At 37.3% G+C, this 18,993-nt stretch carries 15 protein-coding genes; 4 read left to right on the forward strand and 11 right to left on the reverse strand.

Annotation, left to right across the window (positions count from 1 at the left end):
- Positions 1 to 27: 27 nt before the first annotated feature.
- The 3 genes from LQ50_RS13550 to LQ50_RS13560 form a co-directional block, all read right to left on the reverse strand.
- A complete protein-coding gene (locus LQ50_RS13550; RefSeq protein WP_034630279.1) occupies positions 28 to 1,194 on the reverse strand; it encodes a Gfo/Idh/MocA family protein in 1,167 nt (388 codons plus the stop codon).
- A gap of 25 nt (positions 1,195 to 1,219) precedes the next feature.
- Positions 1,220 to 2,143, reverse strand: coding sequence for a sugar phosphate isomerase/epimerase family protein (locus tag LQ50_RS13555; RefSeq protein ID WP_034630282.1), 924 nt, complete (start codon positions 2,141 to 2,143; stop codon positions 1,220 to 1,222).
- Between the two features lie 201 nt (positions 2,144 to 2,344).
- A complete protein-coding gene (locus LQ50_RS13560; protein ID WP_034630283.1) occupies positions 2,345 to 3,547 on the reverse strand; it encodes a Gfo/Idh/MocA family protein in 1,203 nt (400 codons plus the stop codon).
- 215 nt (positions 3,548 to 3,762) lie between these two features.
- Between LQ50_RS13560 and LQ50_RS13565 the strand changes: the two genes are divergently transcribed.
- Positions 3,763 to 4,599, forward strand: coding sequence for a helix-turn-helix domain-containing protein (locus tag LQ50_RS13565; protein ID WP_034630285.1), 837 nt, complete (start codon positions 3,763 to 3,765; stop codon positions 4,597 to 4,599).
- Between the two features lie 101 nt (positions 4,600 to 4,700).
- Here LQ50_RS13565 and iolG read toward each other — a convergent pair whose 3' ends face one another.
- The 4 genes from iolG to LQ50_RS13585 form a co-directional block, all read right to left on the reverse strand.
- A complete protein-coding gene (gene iolG, locus LQ50_RS13570; RefSeq protein ID WP_034630286.1) occupies positions 4,701 to 5,738 on the reverse strand; it encodes a bifunctional inositol 2-dehydrogenase/D-chiro-inositol 1-dehydrogenase in 1,038 nt (345 codons plus the stop codon).
- Positions 5,739 to 5,793: 55 nt separating this feature from the next.
- Positions 5,794 to 6,648: a sugar phosphate isomerase/epimerase family protein gene (locus LQ50_RS13575; RefSeq protein WP_034630288.1), complete on the reverse strand. Its 855-nt coding sequence runs from the start codon at positions 6,646 to 6,648 to the stop codon at positions 5,794 to 5,796.
- A 631-nt stretch (positions 6,649 to 7,279) separates the two neighbouring features.
- Entirely contained in the window at positions 7,280 to 8,719 is a 1,440-nt protein-coding gene (locus LQ50_RS13580; RefSeq protein WP_034630289.1) for a sugar porter family MFS transporter, read from the reverse strand.
- A gap of 395 nt (positions 8,720 to 9,114) precedes the next feature.
- Positions 9,115 to 9,978 carry a sugar phosphate isomerase/epimerase family protein gene (locus LQ50_RS13585; protein ID WP_034630291.1) on the reverse strand — a complete coding sequence of 288 codons (864 nt, stop codon included), beginning with the start codon at positions 9,976 to 9,978 and terminating at the stop codon, positions 9,115 to 9,117.
- A 339-nt stretch (positions 9,979 to 10,317) separates the two neighbouring features.
- Between LQ50_RS13585 and LQ50_RS13590 the strand changes: the two genes are divergently transcribed.
- Positions 10,318 to 11,181 (forward strand): helix-turn-helix domain-containing protein, encoded by an 864-nt coding sequence (locus tag LQ50_RS13590; protein ID WP_034630292.1) that lies wholly within the window; start codon positions 10,318 to 10,320, stop codon positions 11,179 to 11,181.
- A gap of 241 nt (positions 11,182 to 11,422) precedes the next feature.
- Here the strand turns inward: LQ50_RS13590 and LQ50_RS13595 are convergent, their stop codons facing one another.
- The 4 genes from LQ50_RS13595 to LQ50_RS13610 form a co-directional block, all read right to left on the reverse strand.
- The gene (locus tag LQ50_RS13595) at positions 11,423 to 13,252 is read right to left on the reverse strand and encodes a UbiD family decarboxylase (RefSeq protein ID WP_034630293.1); all 1,830 of its coding nucleotides are present in this window, start codon (positions 13,250 to 13,252) and stop codon (positions 11,423 to 11,425) included.
- Between the two features lie 381 nt (positions 13,253 to 13,633).
- Entirely contained in the window at positions 13,634 to 14,227 is a 594-nt protein-coding gene (locus LQ50_RS13600) for an MSMEG_1061 family FMN-dependent PPOX-type flavoprotein (RefSeq protein WP_034630295.1), read from the reverse strand.
- Between the two features lie 50 nt (positions 14,228 to 14,277).
- Positions 14,278 to 16,239 (reverse strand): iron ABC transporter permease, encoded by a 1,962-nt coding sequence (locus tag LQ50_RS13605; RefSeq protein WP_034630296.1) that lies wholly within the window; start codon positions 16,237 to 16,239, stop codon positions 14,278 to 14,280.
- Entirely contained in the window at positions 16,239 to 17,243 is a 1,005-nt protein-coding gene (locus LQ50_RS13610; RefSeq protein WP_034630297.1) for an ABC transporter substrate-binding protein, read from the reverse strand. The genes LQ50_RS13605 and LQ50_RS13610 overlap by 1 nt, the downstream gene beginning before the upstream one ends.
- A gap of 213 nt (positions 17,244 to 17,456) precedes the next feature.
- Between LQ50_RS13610 and LQ50_RS13615 the strand changes: the two genes are divergently transcribed.
- A complete protein-coding gene (locus LQ50_RS13615; RefSeq protein ID WP_034630300.1) occupies positions 17,457 to 18,284 on the forward strand; it encodes an ABC transporter ATP-binding protein in 828 nt (275 codons plus the stop codon).
- Positions 18,277 to 18,924 carry a hypothetical protein gene (locus LQ50_RS13620; RefSeq protein ID WP_052144763.1) on the forward strand — a complete coding sequence of 216 codons (648 nt, stop codon included), beginning with the start codon at positions 18,277 to 18,279 and terminating at the stop codon, positions 18,922 to 18,924. The genes LQ50_RS13615 and LQ50_RS13620 overlap by 8 nt, the downstream gene beginning before the upstream one ends.
- Positions 18,925 to 18,993 lie beyond the last annotated feature (69 nt).

The raw sequence follows: 18,993 nt of genomic DNA on the forward strand, positions 1-18,993 counted from the left end.
CTATTAAATCAATATTAAAAGCTCAATTTAAAAATAATCCACCCACACAGCACCATTTTCAGCAGAACGAACACAATTTTCTACCCAACGAACCCCCTCTACACCGGCTTCAATTCCAGGGTACCAGATATCATCTGACTGTCTTCCTTGATCAGCAGCTTCCATTGCCAGCGCAAAACGTGTATACAGATTTGACCATGCTTCAAACAACCCCTCAGGATGACCTCCTCCAATACGATCATCTACTAAAGCCTCTGGATAAAGGTAATTCATTCCACGTTCTAGAATTTGAACTGGTTTCCCTTGTACTTCATAGCGAAGCTGATTCGGTTGTTCATCCCACCATTCAATACTTGCCTTTGAACCGATAACTCGGATTTTCTGGCTATGCATAGAACCAGCATTCACGGCACAAGACCAAACTGTTCCAACCGCACCATTATCGTATTCCATTATCGTATAAGCGTTATCCTCTAAAGGAGCACGTGTTTTGACAAAGCTTTGGCGAGTGCACATAAGCTTTTTAATTTTAAGGTTTGGCAGCATAACCTCAGATAAATAAAGTGGATGTGTTCCTAAATCGCCTAATACATAACTTGGGCCAACAAACTTTGGATCAACCCGCCATTTTGTACTTGGGTTATCTAATTCAACAGCTTCAGAATGAAACCCGTGAGCAAACTGCATATTAATAATTCTTATTTCGCCTAAATCTCCATTTGCAATCATCTGACGTCCTTGCTCAATCGCCTGATGACCTGAGTATCCATACGTAATTCCAACAACACGATTTTTTTCTTTAGCTAGCGCCTCTAATTCTTTCGCTTCTTCCGTTGTAAAGCAAAGTGGCTTTTCACAAACTACATGCAAATTAGCTTCTAAGGCTGCCTTGCAAATTTCATAGTGTGTACCATTTGGAGTAGCAATAGATACAGCTTGAATTCCATCTTCACGCTTTGCTTCTTCTTCAAACATCTTTTTATAATCAGGGTAGCAACGCTCTGGTTCTACATGTAAATTAACTCCAAAATCTAACCCACGTTCAGCATTAATGTCAAACGCCCCGGCAACCAATTGGAAATTATGATCTCTTAAAGCGGCAGAACGATGGATATATCCAATTTGACTTCCACGTCCACCACCTACCATTGCCCAACGGATAGGATTCTCAATTTTCTTTTCACCATTAATCATAATCTATTCCTCTTTTCTTTTCTTCTTAATAACCAACACTTTTTAGATAGGCCAAACTTTGACTAACATCTTGTAAACTAGTATCTGCATTTCTAGGGTCACGCTCTTGCTCAATCGTGATGTAGCCATGGTAGTTTATGTCCTTAAGTAATTGATGGATGGAATTATAATCAATGATTCCTTGTCCAATCGGACACATCACACCTTTGCCACAAGCTTCAAAAAAGCGAATGTGTTCGTTCATTACTTCTTCATACATTTGTAAATCTATATCTTTAAAATGAATGTAATCAATTCGTTCTGCACAGTCACGCAGCCATTGTACCGGGTCCATTTTTGAATAATATAAATGCCCTGTATCTAAACAAAGCCCTGCTGTTTCATATGGTATATCTTCCATAAGTTTATTAATTTCATCTTCAAACTCAATATAGCCTCCTGCATGTGGATGAATAACAGGGCGGACTCCATATTGCTTCCATGCTTTCTCAGAAATAGCGCGAATATGATCCATCATCCTATTCCAATCTTCTGCAGGTAAACGTTCAGCTTGATCTGGATGACCTGCTTTGTAATCTCGTTCGTCATGTCCCCAGTCTATGATTACTAGATACGGACTAGGGAAGTTTTGCCCTTCTTCCTGTGGAGCTGGTGGAAGTTTTGTAATAAGAGAACAAATATCATCGACTTGTTTTAATAAGTTTTCTAGATTGGATTCAGACACCAAATCATCAAAAATTGTACCAGCTATAATCGTTAAATTATTTTTAGAAAGTTCCTCTTGAACTCTCTCTATGTCCATTGGGATGTAACCATAAGGCCCCAACTCAATTCCTTTATAACCTGCTTGAGCTGCTTCTTGCAGTACCCTCTCCCATGGTGGAAGATAAGGGTTGTTGGGGTCATCTACTCCCCAACAACAAGGGGCACCTGATATTTTTATACTCATACACACTACCTCTCAATTCCTTGAATCTATTACTAAATGACTTTTACCATTAATAAAAGACATAAAACGCTTTTAAACTAGCTTATCATCTACCTATAGCCAAAAAATTAACAGAATGCGACTACCCTAAAATAGGCAATAATATCTTTTATATAAATAAAAAACCTTTGTATTCAGTTGTTAGACATTGGCTAACTGGTCCTATAATAGATGTGTTTTTTGTTCATACTCAAAGTCCACCCAAACAGATCCTTGGTCAGCTGAACGTACGCAATTTTCAATCCAACGAACTCCCTCAAGCCCTGCGTTAATATCAGGATAAACAAGATTATCTAACGTCTCTTGATCGCCACGATCTTTGGCATCAATAGCAATAGCAAATTTGAGATAAATATTTGCCCATGAATCAGATAGGCCTTCAACATGCAGAGCTCCTAACCTTTCATCTGCATTGCAGCTTTCATCCAGGTAAGGCATAGCACGAATTAACGTTTGAGCTGGCTTGCCCTGGATTTCATAGGATAACTCACCAGGCTTGCTGTCCCACCATTCTAAACTAGCTTTTGAACCGACAATGCGAATTCGATGTCCATCCATACACCCTGCATTTACAGACGACGTCCACATTCTTCCTACCGCACCATTCTCGAAATGCATTAATACATAGGCATTATCTTCTAGTGGAGCACGGCTCTCAATAAAACTTTGACGATCACAAAGCAATTTACTGATTTTCAAATCAGGCATAATCAATTGTGACATATAATAGGTGTGAGTCGACAAATCACCTAAAACAAAACTCGGACCAGCTATTTTCGGATCAACCCGCCACTTCTGTGCAGCACTGTATTTATCCGCTTCATCTGTAGCACTAAAACCATGTGTATACTGAAGCTCTACCATACGAATATCACCAATATCGCCCTTTTCAATCATTGCTCGCATTTGAAGCAGCATTTGATTGCCAGAAAATCCATATGTAACTCCGACGATTTTCTCTTTTTCTTCTGCTAGCTGCTTAATCTCTATGACCTCTTCAGTAGTGAAAAATAAGGGTTTTTCACAGACGACATGAAGACCCGCTTCAAGTGCAGCCTTACAAATTTCATGATGTGTACCATTTGGTGTTGCAATCGAAACAACTTCAATTCCATCTTCTCTCTTCTTTTCCTCATTGAACATTGTTTTATAATCTGAATAGCATCGGCTTTCCTCCACACCTATATTGACACCAAAATCTTTCCCTCTTTCTGGATCAATGTCGAATGCACCAGCTACTAATTGAAAAGCTGTATTGTCTCTAAGTGCTCCAGTCCGGTGTTTATAGCCTACTTGGCTAAGTCTTCCTCCACCTACCATTGCCCAACGTAGTGGTCTTACAATTTTTCTCTCTCCATTCAACATATCAATTCCTCCCTTTCTCCGTTTAGTATCTTAATATTGCTTTTTAGAATTAGATAGTTACATATGAGATATTTTGTTAGATTCTATGATTAATCTAAGTATATCGCTAAACACAAAAAACAAAAATACATAACGTTGCTTTTTCGTTCATCATTCTTGCTTTTATGAAAGCGTGACCATATAATAAATTCAAAGACTGTTAAAGGAGAAAAAACATGTTGCTTAATGAACCTGGAGTACTAGAAGGCTCCCATTATTATTTTTTCACACCGTCTGAAACAATTAAAAAGTATTATTATCATTTGATCTGCTGCGGTCATTATTATTGCAATGCCGATTACCATATTAAACGTGATTTTTTTCCTTACTTTCTATTAGTCTATATTCGAAATGGAGAGCTTCACGTAAATTATCAAGAAAAATTTGTGACGGCAAAAAAAGGGGATATCTTGTTACTTGACTGTCGTGAACCTCACCATTATTACGGTACTGATGGACTCGAATTTATCTATATACATTTTGACGGACCTCATTCACATGAATTATGTAGCTATATTATTAAACAACACGGGTTTTTCTTTCAAAGTAAACGAAATATAGAGATAGGAAAACAACTATACCAAATGATCTATACGTTTTATCACAAGGAGGACATGTCCATTTCTGATTCTACCTGCATGATATATACCATGATAAATAGCCTCACCTTCAAACAAGAAAAACCAAAAGACGAACCATCTCCAGTTGACGAGGCCATAACGTTTATAAAAGCAAATCTAGATAGGCAAATCACACTAAAAGAAATAGCTAGCTATGTGAACTTAAGTCCATATTATTTTTCGCATATTTTTAAAATAGAAACAGGGTACGCCCCTATTGAATTTGCTACGAAAAATCGGATTGATACAGCTAAAACTTTATTAAAAACAACAACTATTTCTATAGCTGATATAGCTTACCAGGTTGGCTATAGTAGCAGTTCAGGATTTATTAATATTTTCTATAAAAAAGTAGGCTTTACCCCATCTAATTTTCGAAATCTCAGTATTTAATCGATTTGTATTACAAAGAACCCACGTTAGACAGTTTTTCACCTAACATGGGTTCTCTATTTTTATTTCGCTATACTTTATGAAAGTTTACTCATTTCCAATTAAACCGTTTCACAAACAGTATCTTTGCTATAAAATACAGGCTTTTCTTGAAGTCTAATAGCTTCTTTCTCTCCTGTTTTCTGTGCTTTCACGCATGCGTCAGCAGTTACAGCTGCAATATATCCATCCCATGATGTTGGTCCTTGAGGCTCACCTTTTTTACCAATGGAATCGATAAAGTCTTGAATTTCCACATCGTATGCATCCATAAATCGGTATTTCCAATCTTGTAAGATACCGGAGCTTAATTTACCGTTCTTTCGTGTAACAACACTTGGGAATTCTGGTAAATAAGCGACACCATCTTCTCCAATAACTTCGCATTGAATATCATATCCGTACTTACAATTTACAAAAACTTCAACATTCATGACGATTCCACTGTTTGTCTCAATCATAAATAACTGCGGATCTTGAACTTTATCATGTGCGTATTTCGTCTTTCTTGGAAATACAACTTGTACTGATTTGTAATCATCATTTACTAACCAGTGAAGTGCATCAATTTCGTGAATTAATGTATCAACTACAGCCATTTCCGTTACGTAATTTTCACCAACTTCTGGGTTACGGTGTACAGCACGAACCATAAGTGGTTGGCCAATTTCACCTTGATCGATCGCTTCTTTTAGTTGCACATAACCGCTGTCATAACGACGCATGAATCCAACTTGAACGAGCTTTTTACCTTGTTTCATTTCTGCTTCTACAATTCGCATACAACCGTCTGCAGTAGTTGCTAAAGGCTTTTCACAGAATACATATTTTCCTGCTTCTACAGCTGCTAAAACCGTTGCTTCATGAGCAGGCCCCCAGCTGGTTACTACCACAACATCGACATTATTATCGGCAATTAATGCTACATCATCTGGATAAATAACAGCGTCTAAATTATACTGCTCAACAGTTTGTAATGCTGAATCTTGATTAACATCCGTTACAGCAACGACTTTACCACCAGATAATTTATTTGTAATTCTATCAATATGTTCTCTCCCAATTGCACCTGTACCAACTACACCAAATCTTAAAGACATAATACAATCCTCCTAATCATTTAAAACGATTTCATTTTCTTGTTAGAATTTTCACTTAAACTTGAGAATAATGATATTTCTCTAATACTTCTAGCGTCGTTTCTTTTGCTTTTTTGATGACTTCTTCAGGATCCATCTGATAATATTCGGGTCTGAATAATTCAACGGATGCTACAAAATCATAGTTTAATTCTTTTAACTTTTTCAGGTGGGCCTCTAAATTAATTACACCATGCCCTGGCCACACTCGATCTGTATCACTCATTTGCCCCACTGGCAATCCATCTACGTCATTAATGTGGAAAATAAAGATTTTATCTGCTGTTTCTTCCGTTACATCCTCAAACCTTGATCCCATTCCAGTGAATTGGAACGTATCATATACAAGCCCAACATTATGTCGGTCAATTTCTTTTACGATCTCATATGCCTGAGCAAACGTATTAACCGTATTCTCAGGGATTCCGATAAATTCCAAAGCAATCTTAACACCATAAGGCTCTGCTAAATCCGATAAATGTGTTAATACTCGAACACAACTTTCATTAACTTCCTTTATAAATGTTTTTCCTTTTTCTGTTACATCAATATTTGAAGGAACAACAGCGATGTATTCACAATTTATTTTTCGGCATATCTCTAAATAATTTTTGAATTCTTCAATTATTTTTTCTTCGTCTTCTTTTGTACGATTGTTAAAAAAACAGAGAGCGTTTAGTGAAAGCGGTTTAATTTTGTGGCTATCAAAATAAGCTTTTAAATCATCTAGTGTATTTTCTTTAAGATAATCAATTAACTGGTCAATTGCACGAATTTCAATAAAATCATATCCATGCTTTTCGCAGTACTCTAAATTCTGTTCTAGAGTTGCGCTTTCCCATGTTGTACCTTCGTTGAAAGCTATTTTCATTGCTTATTCCTCCATCCATAAAGGCTTGTTTTGATGTATTTGTATCTGTTTGTAGTTTATTTCATATTAGTGATGAAACCTCTATAAATTCTTACTCGAAAACTGTATATTATTGCTTTTCTTTGCATTGAACTCTCTATTTGAAGTGAAGAATTATGAAGGTGATTATGATTCCGAAAGATTTACAAGGCCACGAAATCTGAAATAACGAATCCATTCAATCAGCTGATCAGAAGTGAATCTCTGTTACGACGTTTGCTTCAAAACCTTGGATTTCACCTTCCTATTCTCCCTTCCGTTGTTTTTATTAATCCTGAATTCACCTTAATATCAAACTCCTCTTGACATTCCACTTATCTTTCCAACTCAAATTAAAAGATATTTAACCAAGCTAAATACGTCACCATTAAAGCTAACTGCTAAACATAAGATATTTCCTACTTTAGGTTCTTCATTTCCCATATGAACGACTTTCTTTTTCCCGCACCTAAAAAATGAATGCCTGCCACTTGTTGAATACAACAAATGGCAGGCACCCCTAGTAGTGAAGAATTCCAAGCTGTTCTGAATCACTGACATAAGTGATCATCCGTATAAAGATCCAGCTATCCTTACAGATATAAAACCTATTTTAATTTATTTTTTTTTGAAGCTCTACCACTTCTTCAAGTCTACTTTTTCTATTCATAAGCCAAACCTCTTCAATTTCCTCAAGAGATTTATTCTTTGTTTCAGGAACAAATTTCAAGACAAAGATAAAGGCGAACGTACTAATAAGGCCGTAAATAAGGAAAACTCCTGTGCCTAAAGCTTCATTTAGGGGGGGAAATGTAGAAGAAGCCGCTAAATTCGCGCCCCATACTAGTGTTACAGCAATCGCAACAGCCTGGCCTCTAATCTTATTAGGGAATAGCTCAGAGAGGATAACCCATGTAACAGGTCCCCAAGTCATCTGGAAGACAGCTACGAACGCTAAGATAAATAGTAGTGTAGTAATTCCTTCAACACCTGCATAGAATAGCGCTGCCACTGCTGTTAAACAAATGGCACAACCTGCTGAACCTAATAGAAGCAAGAACTTTCTACCTTTTTTATCAATTAGCTTAAAAGATAAGAATGAAACAAGAACTCCTATCGCTCCAACAAATATCGTTTGGAACATCGATGTTGACTGATCTGCACCAAGGTTTTCAAAGATTCTAGGAGCATAATAAAGAATAACATTGATCCCAATAAATTGTTGTAAAACTGCCAACATCATACCCACAATTAAAACTAGCTTTCCATAATAGAAAAGGTTTACTTTTTCTGTTTTAGTGTTTAAAGACTGTTTTATTTGTTGAAGTGTTTCACTCGCAACTTGTTTAGAACCATTTAGTTTTTCTAATAATTGATATGCCTTATCATACTCATGTTTAAGGGCCATATACCTTGGCGTTTCCGGAATAAATAAGAGCAGGAAGAAAAATAATGCAGCAGGGATTAATTCTGAAGCAAACATTAATCTCCATCCAATATCATTGATCCAATCAGTCGTTCTTCCTAAAGCAATTTGCCAATTGACAACGTATACAATCGTTTGCCCAAATACAACAGACATACTGTATAAAACAACCATTTTTCCTCTGATGTTTTGAGGGCTCATTTCACTAATATAGACTGGGGCAATCGCTGAAGCTAACCCTACACCAATCCCACCTATGACTCGATAAATATTAAACGTAACCAATAATGCAAGGCTAGGTTCACCTGCAGTGAAGAACAGAATCTCTGGATAAGCTGAGCCTAGTGCTGATAAAAAAAATAGCGCGGCGGCAATAACGAGTGTATTGCGTCGTCCAATACGATTAGACAAAAGCCCAGAAATGAGAGCCCCTATAATACAACCAATTAATGCACTAGAAACAGTAAGTCCATGAACAAACGAACTTAACCCTAAGCTATCCACTAAATATAATTGGATTGATTGTTCTGCTCCTGCAATAACCGCTGTATCGTAACCGAAAAGAAGTCCCCCTAAAGAAGCCACTGCTGCTACAAATAATATATAATATCGTTTGTTATTTATCATAAAGTTGAAGGAAATTCCTTCTCCCTCCCTTTTGTTTTCACATAGTTTGCTAGGTAACATTCCTTTAGTAGAAAACTCTAAAGTTCCACTTTACTTTATTGGAACTTTTGAGATGAACCACAACTAGATATAACGAACAAGTTTTTTACCTTTTCAGAATATTGACATTAACGAAAACGCTATCATAAAACTCAAATTAAAAATTACTTATAATGTTAGTGAACAAGATTTCGATTTTTTCATATCCATTCGACTAACAAGCGTTTTCATTATTACGAACAGAGGCGCCCCCAAAAGGTTCTCTTAGTCTTTCCGAGACACCCCAACTGCAATCATAAAATGGCTAATCCCAATAAAGTGTAACACAAGTATAATATTTGCGTAATAAAGGTAAATTAAAGATTTAAACCCTCTTTAATAGATTTTAATGTTAGCTCATTTGACCATTCTGGACGATCAGGATAAGCAAATACCGAATTGGTTACGATTCCATCAAAGTTCATTTCTCTTAGTTTTCGATACAATGCTTCAAAGTTAATTTCTCCTTCACCAGGGTTTAAATGCTGATGAATCGTCACTTTTGCATCAGGTGGATTCACAATATAGCGTAATCCAAACGCCGCTTTATGATTTAGAGTGTCCGCTATTAAAACATGAGCTAGTAAATCTCCGGCTTCGTCTAAGTGTTTCTCTACATCACCAATTCCATCATCATAGAAGAAAGCATGTGGAACAGAATATACTAACTTAACCCAATCTTTGTCTAATGCACGAATCATACGAATCGCTTCTGTGTTCAACTCAATAAAATCATTCGGATGGGATTGTAAATTAAGTTTAATACCTTCTCTTTCGAAAATTGGCATTAATTCTTCCATCGATTTTACAAACGCGGCTTCACTTTCAACCGGACGGCTGATATCTCCTGCAAATTCACTGTTCATTAGGTCGACTTCTAAATCCGAAGTAATTTCAATACAACGCTTCCAATTCCTAACGGCTGCTTGACGCACTTCTTCTTTTGGAGAGGACCATTGTTGAACAGGAAGTACTGAAGAGATTTTCACTCCAGCATCTGCACAATATCTTTTTAGATCTTTGATTAACTGCTTATCTACCTTTGGATACTCATAAAACCAAATAAAATCTTTACGTGGAGATAACTCTACATATTCATACCCTAACCTGGCTACAGCATCAATTGTGTCTTTTAAATTTGTATTGTCGCGATAATGTGATGGATCATATGCTAAACGCATTAAAAAACTCTCCTTTCAATGTGGCGATAAATTTCTAATGTTAGTAAACAAGTGAATTGTAAGTTACACATTCAACAATAAGATTAAGTTCTTTCTAAAACAACCAAAGTGTAATCGATTTCAACATCATGCCTATTCTCTTGCTTATTAGCAATTACACCTTTACTTTAATCCATGATCCCCTTTCCGACATTGCAAAATCCAACTCAAAAACTGTATATTCTTGCTTTTTAATGATAATCTTCTTCCAAATTTCCTATAGCGTTTACAACCCTTTATAGTTGAAATATACTTAGTTTAATAGGTAATATGTATCTTACAATTCTAAGGGTGATAAAATTGAATTATTATATTCCAAAAGTAGAACCTGGCCTCAAGTTAAAAAAAGGATTATTTTTTTATGAACCTTCGGAATTAACAAAGAGCTTATATTTCTATGTACTATGGGGTGGAGAATATATTGTAGAATCGCCCTACAGTATTAGACGTAACTACATGGATTCCTTTTTAATTTTCTTTATTAAAAGTGGGTCGATGCATTTTCATTACCTCGATCAGTCCTTCACCGCCACAAGAGGTGATATTGTCTTATTAGATTGTAAAGAAAAGAATAATTACTCTGTCACAGAAGAAACTGAGTTCCAGTTTTTTCACTTTACTGGAAAAGGTACTCAAGACCTATATAATGAGATTTACCAAAGAAATGGGTGTGTATTCAAGCTTCCATCCCACCAAAACAATATACCGACTATTCTATCGCTTTTAGCATCAAAAAAAGAAATTGACTTTAACATCTCTTTAGAAATTTATGAGTTACTAGGGAACCTACTAGAAAGTACTCGAAACACGTTTGAAAGCAGAGATGCAAATATGAACAAAGTTCCACCAGAAATTCAAGTAGCTCTAAACTATATTAATGAAAACTATTCTTCTAAAATTACCATCGATAAACTAAGCGAAATCTCAAACCTTAGTACTTCTCATTTTTGTCGGACATTTAAAAAATATATGGGAACTAGTCCATATCAATATACTCTAAATTATCGATTAAACCAGGCTAAAAATTTATTAGTACAAACCAACCTTTCAGTCGAGCAAATAAGCGAGGACTGTGGGTTTTATGGGATAGGTCATTTTATTAAGGCATTTTCTAAGTCAACTGATGGGATGACCCCTGGAAAATTCAGAAAAATTTGTTTTTAAAAATTATGATATGTGTGCTTCTGCTTTAATTTTGATGACCTTTTACTATTAAGAATACAGTAAGGCTGGTAGAAAAACTTCAGAATGCAAATCAGTCTTACTGTCCCCTTTTCAACGAACGAATTTTATTTCGCCTTTTTGTTTACCTTATAAAAAATAGTAGCACATGGCATTAAGCCTGTGCTACTAATGTTAGTTGATTATTCCCTCCTAAAAATCCATACAACTCCCAAAACGTGTTTCACTCTAGATGTCCTAGACTAGCCCCTTTAACAAAAAATCGCTCAATCTTTTTCTCAACACTTGAATCAGGAACTAATGGTGGAGCATGGTGAGGCTTCGTGCGGGCATCAATGATCACATTGTCACAAGCCCAGTGCTTAAATTCATAATGCTCATTCACACCATATATATCATGAGAAGGGTTGCTTCTTGTGAATGTCGCCCATAGAAAATTGCTTGTTGACTCACTGACGAATCGACTATCATCACAAAGGATGATCATAGGGCACGAAGGTAGTTCACCGTTGTTACGGATTGCCTCACTTAATTTTTGCAACTCCTGGTTAGCTTGGTCATAACTTGTAAACTTAGGGCCTTGAATGGCGACAACCCCTGACATTACAAGATGCGGTTGATCAAAGCCTTGTAATTCTTTTAATGTATCAGGAACCTCTAAGCATAACTCTCTTTTTTTATCACCATAAGCAGCAAATACCACTTTGCTTCCTGTATTTAAACCCGTCCCTGAATAGTCCAATGTATCAATGGTCGTGTTTGTTTGAAAATGGATATCACGACGTAAATCGATCCGTTCTAAAATATATGTTAAAAACTCCTCTTCTTTGCGTGTAGCTAAAGGTTGCTCCTCTTCTGCTGTGATAAATAAATACTTGGCTAAGCTTAATTGGCCTGTCCCTAAAATTCGGTTAGCCAGAGTTAAAAGCTCCGTTGGCTGCTTTACTTTTTGGTATGGTGTATACCGTTCGCTTCCTATTGCAAAAAGCAACGGATGTACACCAGCTGCATCTACTGCGTGGACTTCTTCAACACCAGGAATATCTTGCTTAATCGCATCACCTGTAAGCTCATGAATGAGATCTCCAAAAGCTGTATCTTCTTGTGGTGGACGACCAACAACTGTAAACGGCCAAATCGAATTAGACTTAGCGTATACTTTATGAACACGCATGACCGGAAATGGATGAGTAAGACTATAGTATCCTAAGTGATCACCAAAAGGCCCCTCTGGCTTTGTCTCTTGAGGATGAACCTCTCCCGTAATAACAAAGTCAGCGTCATGACTAATACAATAACCATCTACATAGCTATGCCGAAAACGTCGTCCCGCTAGCAACCCAGCAAATGTCATTTCACTTAGCCCTTCTGGAAGTGGCATGACTGCTGCTAACGTATGAGAAGGTGGTCCTCCAATAAAGATACTCACCTTTAAGGGGATTCCTAGTCTATTCGCTTTCTCTTGATGCACTCCAATTCCACGATGTATTTGATAATGTAAACCGATTTCCTTATTCAAATCATACTCATTACCACTAAGCTGAATACGATACATCCCCAGATTTGCATTCATGATCCCTGGCTTCTCAGGATCTTCAGAATAAACTTGAGGTAGAGTGACAAACGCCCCTCCATCATCAGGCCAATGATGAATTAGTGGCAGATCAGAAATTTGAATCTCTTGAAAATCAGCTGGAATGCTGCTTGATTTTTTTAAAGGTAGAGCTTTTGTAGCGGCAAGCCCTGCCCCTATATGTTTAAACGGATTTTTCAATGGGCTCATTGGATCATTTCTTAAAGCAATAACACTTTGTGTTGCTTCTAATGTTTTCCGAAAAATAAATTTGCTCCGCCGAACCGTTCCAAACAAATTGGAAACGGCTTTAAACTTAGAGCCTTTCACATTTTCAAATAACAATGCAGGTCCACCAGCTTCAAAGACTTTTAAGTGGATAGCTGCCATTTCAAGATGAGGATCAACTTCTTCTTTAATTCTTACTAACTGACCGTCCCTCTCCAAATCTAAAATACATTCTTCTAAATTACGATACATTGTACATTAGCTCCTATTTTTATTACTTAATACATTCATTATACTTGTTCTATTATACAATGTCTTCCCTCGAGTGTCTTATCCAGGCCATTCCATCCAACACAAAAAGAGGCTGCTCCAATAGATCCAAACTTTGACCTTTTGGGGCAACCTTACGTTACTTTCTTAAACGAGAGGATTTAAACCTGAACAAGACCTCCTAAAAAACTTTCATTATGCAAATATTAGAGCCCTTATCACTATTATAGAGACAGAATAGTGCAATTGGCGACATTATTCACCGGGAAATTTCTGCTAATGCTATAGTAAAAGGGATGTTCTAAATGGCTGGCTTTCCTAGAACATCCCTCTTACTACTTTTTTATTATACTAATAGAACATTTATCCGTTTATTTTTACTCCATTAATTTTCAAGTGTGCCTGGAATATTTCCATTAAGGTTGGAAGTGTTGCTTTATCCTCCCAAGACTCATAGTCCCAGATGTTTGATTGCTTTAAAGCTCTCGGACAATGAATGAATGCTTCTTCTACATCAACCCCAATACCAAGAAGAGGTGGTTTCCCCTTTAAACTCATTTGATCTAAAATGGTTTCGTCTTTAATTATCGTCGCCTGACCATTTATCCGTAGTACATCGTCCAAACCTGGGATGACAAAAAGCAAACCAACTTGAGGGTTTTCTAGAATATTCATTATCGAATCTAATCTTTTGTTACCCGGTCGATCCGGTATAACTAACTGCTTGTCATTTAATACAAAAACACTTCCTGGGCTATCCCCTCTCGGTGACACATCGCAGTGACCATGAGCACCCGCTGTTGCTAGAAAGAATAAGGGAGATTTAGAGATGAAATTTTTGCAATGGTCATCAATAATCGATATCGTTTTATGAACGACATTCTGATGGGGAACCCCTACAATTTCCCTAAGCTCCTTTTCGGATGTAATCGCACTTTCAGCAAAGTTAACTGACATTTTACCTCTCTCCTTCCTCTTACTATTGTAATCGACCAATTTAACAAATACTATTTCATTTTCCTTAATAAGTACAATAAATATGGGGTACCAATCACTGCAACAATCAATCCACTTGGGATTTCATTTGGCTGAATTACAATTCTCCCTAATAAATCTGCTATAACTAGTAATAAGCCGCCTAGTAAACCTGAAACGATAATGAGTGGGAGATGGCGAAACCCAACTAATCTTCTGGCGATATGCGGTGCAACAAGCCCAATAAAACCAATTGTTCCTACAAGGCACACAGCAATCGTACTTAATGCCACTCCAATGACTAAAGACCAAACTCGAGCAGATCTGACTGAAACTCCTAATCCAGAAGCAACATCATCTCCAAAAGTTAACGTATCTAATTTACGTGTCATATAGATAGCAGGACCAATAAAGATGACCAGTAAGATGAGGGCATAATACACATCGTCCCAGCCTTTTCCATACGTACTTCCAGACAACCAAACAAGCGCTGCTGCAACAGCTAACTTTGCTTTTACAACGAATACTTGAGTCGCTGCTGAACCGAAAGCAGAAATAGCAATTCCCATCAAAGCGACAAGCATTGGTTGGAAATTATTTTTCCATGCCGTAACTAAAATAATGAGCAGGGCTACAACAGAACCAAAGATAGCACCTAGTGGCATAAAAGCAGCAGGGATGGCTGGGAACATAACTAGTAACAGCATTGCCCCTGCCCCACCCATCGATGTGACACCAATGACACTAGCATCAGCTAATGGATTTCGTAACACGCCTTGTAGCAAAACTCCTGTAACTGCCAGAATGACCCCTACAATAAACGATGTCAACACACGCGGGATCCGGAAGTTCCAAATATATGTGTTTGTCCAATTCATTGACCATTCTGTTCCATTGTAAGAAAAAGCGATAATAACGCTTAAAACAATCATCGTTATTAGTGTCGGTACGATCACTTTTAAGCGAATAGGTGATGTCGTCCCCCCCATTTGCCGTTCTGAACGTTTGATGGAACGGGCAGTCTTCCACGCTAAATATAGGAGCCAAGGTCCACCAATTAACGCAGTCATAGCTCCAACTGGCACTTCTTGTCCAGGTTGAATGATTCGGCCAAGAACATCTGCTCCAATCATCATAATTGCTCCCCATAAGAACGAATGAACAAATATCATTACATGCCCTTTTATGCCAAGCATCCGGACAATATGTGGTGCCATTAACCCTATAAAACCTATAGGGCCAACAACACTAACTGTGACAGCAGCTAGTACAATTGCTACACCCCACGTAGCCAATTTAATCACTGAAACCTTTTGCCCAAGCGAAGTCGCGATATCTTCACCAAGAGATAAGGTGTCAAGCGGTTTAGCTAAAAGCAAGGCACCAACAAACGCAATTGCAATGACAGGTGCAGCGAAAATGATGCCGTTCCAATTTAATTGAACAAGGGTACCAGATCCCCATAGGAAAAGGCCATTTGTCTTATTTTCAAATAATAATTGCATCGCCCCTGTAACCGAAGCAAACATTAAGGAAATAATCATTCCTGTTAATGCAACACGAACAGGCTCCATTTGTCGTCCTGCTAACATAACAACCATAATTGAAGAAACGATCGCTCCAAGTAAAGCTGTTAAAAATGGAAAATTCCCTAAAAAACTAGGAAAGAAAATTGTTGACGCAACAACAAAGAAAAATGCTCCTGCATTAATGCCTAACGTACCAGGTGCTGCTAATGGGTTTTTCGTCAACGTTTGTAAAGCAGCACCGGATACCGCAAGTGCTCCCCCTGCTAATATTCCTATTACTAACCTAGGGAGACGAAATGATAGGACAATATCTTGAATCCGACCTTCCACCCACACCTCGCTTAATAATTCTGAAATGGAGTATTCAGCTTGTCCTTGTGTTAAGTGGATTATTGATAACAGAATAAGCAGGAAGAAGCCCCCTGTCAGAATGACAAAGGACTTATTCGCCGTCTTTTTAGACATTACTCATTCACCAGTGTAGCCGTAATTTGATCAACCAATGTACCAGCAGATAATGGTCCTCCATATAACCATGTATCAGCTCCTAAGTCATATAGACGATCTTCCGCTACAAACGTTAGATTTTCCCAAACTTTATTACCTTTCAACTGATTTTCATAAATATTATCAGTATCTGGCACTGTATATAAATAATTAGCGTCTTCATATTTAACTAAGCCTTCAACATTAAACGTACTAGAACCAAAGATTTCAAATTGATCTGGTTCATGGATATTAGTTAGTCCAATTTTTTCTAAAATAATTGATGCCATTGAATTAGGCGTAAAAACTCTGATTTCAGGTGCTTGAGGTCCTGAATAAGCAAGAGTAAGGATGACATCGTTCGTTTCAAGATTTCCAGCTTCAATTTTTGCTTGCGCTTCCTCATATTGGGCTTCAAGATCAGCTAACACTTGCGTTGCCTCTGCTTCTTTCCCAACTGCTTTTGCCATTTCGTTAAACGTCATTTCCATTTCTTCATAAAGATTGATACTTTCATCTTCTGGATAAGGATTAAAGATTACTGTTGGCGCAATCGATTCTAGTTGATCAAGCATAGCATCGTGTCGGAAACTTACACCAATGATTAAATCTGGCTCAATAGAAGCAATAGCTTCTAAGTTAGGTTCTTGTCTTCCACCAACATCTACTACCGTATCATCTAGTTGCGGTTCGATGTTTACATAGTCTCCATACCCTTCAATATCTGCCATTCCTGCTGGCTGCATTCCAAGAGCTAAAAGATTTTCTGCATATGTCCATTCAAGTACGACAACCTTTTTAGCCGGGCCATCCAATGGCACTTCACCATTAACACCCTCTATTGTTATTTCACTTACTTCTTCATTTGTTGTTTCATCATTTGCTAATTCTTCTTCATTCGCAATCGTTTCTTCATTTTCAGACGAACAAGCAGCTAATACAAGAATAAAAAGAAAAAGTGCTACAGTTGTTAGTTTCTTCATTTTGGACCCCCGAGTTAATGATAAAGTATGATGCCTCTCTCTTTAGAACTTGATAATCATTATCAATTCAATGTTAGTTTATATGGATTTGCTGTTTTTGTAAAGAAAAAATTCAATTGTTACTAAAAATCATTCTCACTTATACTCTTATTTATGGTAGGATAGATGTAATGAGAGAGACTATCAATGAGTAAATTGTGGAGGAATGATGAAATGAAGACTTCTATTCAAACAAACGGATTATCCATCGGGTATCATGATCACTTGCTATTTGACAACTTAAATGTATCGATCCCACGTGGTGAAATCTCTGTATTTGTAGGAAGCAATGGTTGTGGGAAGTCTACCCTTCTTCGTTCAATCGCACGTTTACTAAAACCTACAAACGGATCAGTCTTATTAGAAGGAAAAGATGTTCAACGGATGTCTTCACGTGAAGTTGCAAAAAAGATGGGAATCCTCCCTCAATCTCCTATTTCACCAGAAGGATTAACCGTTCATGACCTAGTAAAACAAGGACGCTATCCTCATCAATCTTGGTTAAATCGTTGGTCACAAGAGGATACAGAAAAGGTCGAAGCAGCCATGAAAGCTACGCGTGTAGATGAACTTCGTGACCGTCCTGTTGATGAGCTATCAGGCGGTCAAAGACAGCGTGCTTGGATTGCTATGACCCTTGCGCAGGATACAGACATCATTTTATTAGATGAACCTACAACCTATTTAGATATGACTCACCAAATAGAGATTTTAGACCTACTATTTGAGTTAAACGAACAAGATGGTCGAACCATCATTATGGTCTTGCATGATATTAACTTGGCTTCTAGATATGCACATAATATTATTGCTATAAAAGATGGAGCTGTTTTTAATCAAGGGACTCCTGAATCAATTATAAATTGTGAGCTAGTTCGTTCGGTCTTTGGCATGGAGTGTCAAGTAGCAACTGATCCAATTTTTGGAACCCCTCATTGTATTCCTTTTGGTAAAGGAAGATGTGTTGTACCTAAAGTAAATGAGGCGATTTCAGGTGCTTAATCTAGAACGATTTCAAGTATATTTTGGAAATCAACATCAAGAATCCATGAGTGTTAGTGCCAGCATTTCAGATGGCTTTGATCGCTTCATTTCCAATATCAAATGCTCAACAGGCTCTCCAACTACAGCTGTAGCGACGTCCGTCTATTTACGTCGATACGGCTTTTTTATAGCCGCACTGCTGTACTTGAAAGCTTATAATAAAATGTGGGACGGTTCACTAGATAACATACATCTTGTAGAAACAACTCATGGTCTTGTTTTTGAAATTGACGACCATTACATTAGAGATGAACAACCTGGTGACTTAGAGTTGATTGTTAAGAAATATGGATTTCCTGTTGTAAATGAATTGGCATCTAGGGCCAACATTTCAAAATTTATTTTATGGGAAAATATATGGGGTTATGTCTTATGGATGTATGGCTCAACGGAAACCAAGCAAGCGAGACTGGATCTTGAAATGCTTTTGGAAGATGATATTTGGCAACCTGACATTCGACGTTCCATGTTCAAAAAGTTTCTAAACGGGCGTACGTTTGAAGATGCAGCAACAAATTATGAACGCGTTACCTGTTGTTTATATAAAGAATTACCAGGTAGTGAATCTTGTCCGTATTGTCCGCATGTTAGCAATTAGTACATACGGATGGACCTTATCCATTATTAAAACCTGTGATTGTATTTAGGAGTTCCCAAAATACGATCA

The sequence above is a fragment of the Halalkalibacter okhensis genome (genome assembly GCF_000787375.1).
GTDB classification, from domain to species: domain Bacteria; phylum Bacillota; class Bacilli; order Bacillales; family Bacillaceae_D; genus Halalkalibacter; species Halalkalibacter okhensis.

Coding starts and splice junctions, on each gene's coding strand:
- LQ50_RS13550 (WP_034630279.1), bottom strand. CDS start 1,194: ATGATTAATGGTGAAAAGAAAATTGAGAATCCTATCCGTTGGGCAATG.
- LQ50_RS13555 (WP_034630282.1), bottom strand. CDS start 2,143: ATGAGTATAAAAATATCAGGTGCCCCTTGTTGTTGGGGAGTAGATGAC.
- LQ50_RS13560 (WP_034630283.1), bottom strand. CDS start 3,547: ATGTTGAATGGAGAGAGAAAAATTGTAAGACCACTACGTTGGGCAATG.
- LQ50_RS13565 (WP_034630285.1), top strand. CDS start 3,763: ATGTTGCTTAATGAACCTGGAGTACTAGAAGGCTCCCATTATTATTTT.
- iolG (WP_034630286.1), bottom strand. CDS start 5,738: ATGTCTTTAAGATTTGGTGTAGTTGGTACAGGTGCAATTGGGAGAGAA.
- LQ50_RS13575 (WP_034630288.1), bottom strand. CDS start 6,648: ATGAAAATAGCTTTCAACGAAGGTACAACATGGGAAAGCGCAACTCTA.
- LQ50_RS13580 (WP_034630289.1), bottom strand. CDS start 8,719: ATGATAAATAACAAACGATATTATATATTATTTGTAGCAGCAGTGGCT.
- LQ50_RS13585 (WP_034630291.1), bottom strand. CDS start 9,978: ATGCGTTTAGCATATGATCCATCACATTATCGCGACAATACAAATTTA.
- LQ50_RS13595 (WP_034630293.1), bottom strand. CDS start 13,252: ATGTATCGTAATTTAGAAGAATGTATTTTAGATTTGGAGAGGGACGGT.
- LQ50_RS13600 (WP_034630295.1), bottom strand. CDS start 14,227: ATGTCAGTTAACTTTGCTGAAAGTGCGATTACATCCGAAAAGGAGCTT.
- LQ50_RS13605 (WP_034630296.1), bottom strand. CDS start 16,239: ATGTCTAAAAAGACGGCGAATAAGTCCTTTGTCATTCTGACAGGGGGC.
- LQ50_RS13610 (WP_034630297.1), bottom strand. CDS start 17,243: ATGAAGAAACTAACAACTGTAGCACTTTTTCTTTTTATTCTTGTATTA.
- LQ50_RS13615 (WP_034630300.1), top strand. CDS start 17,457: ATGAAGACTTCTATTCAAACAAACGGATTATCCATCGGGTATCATGAT.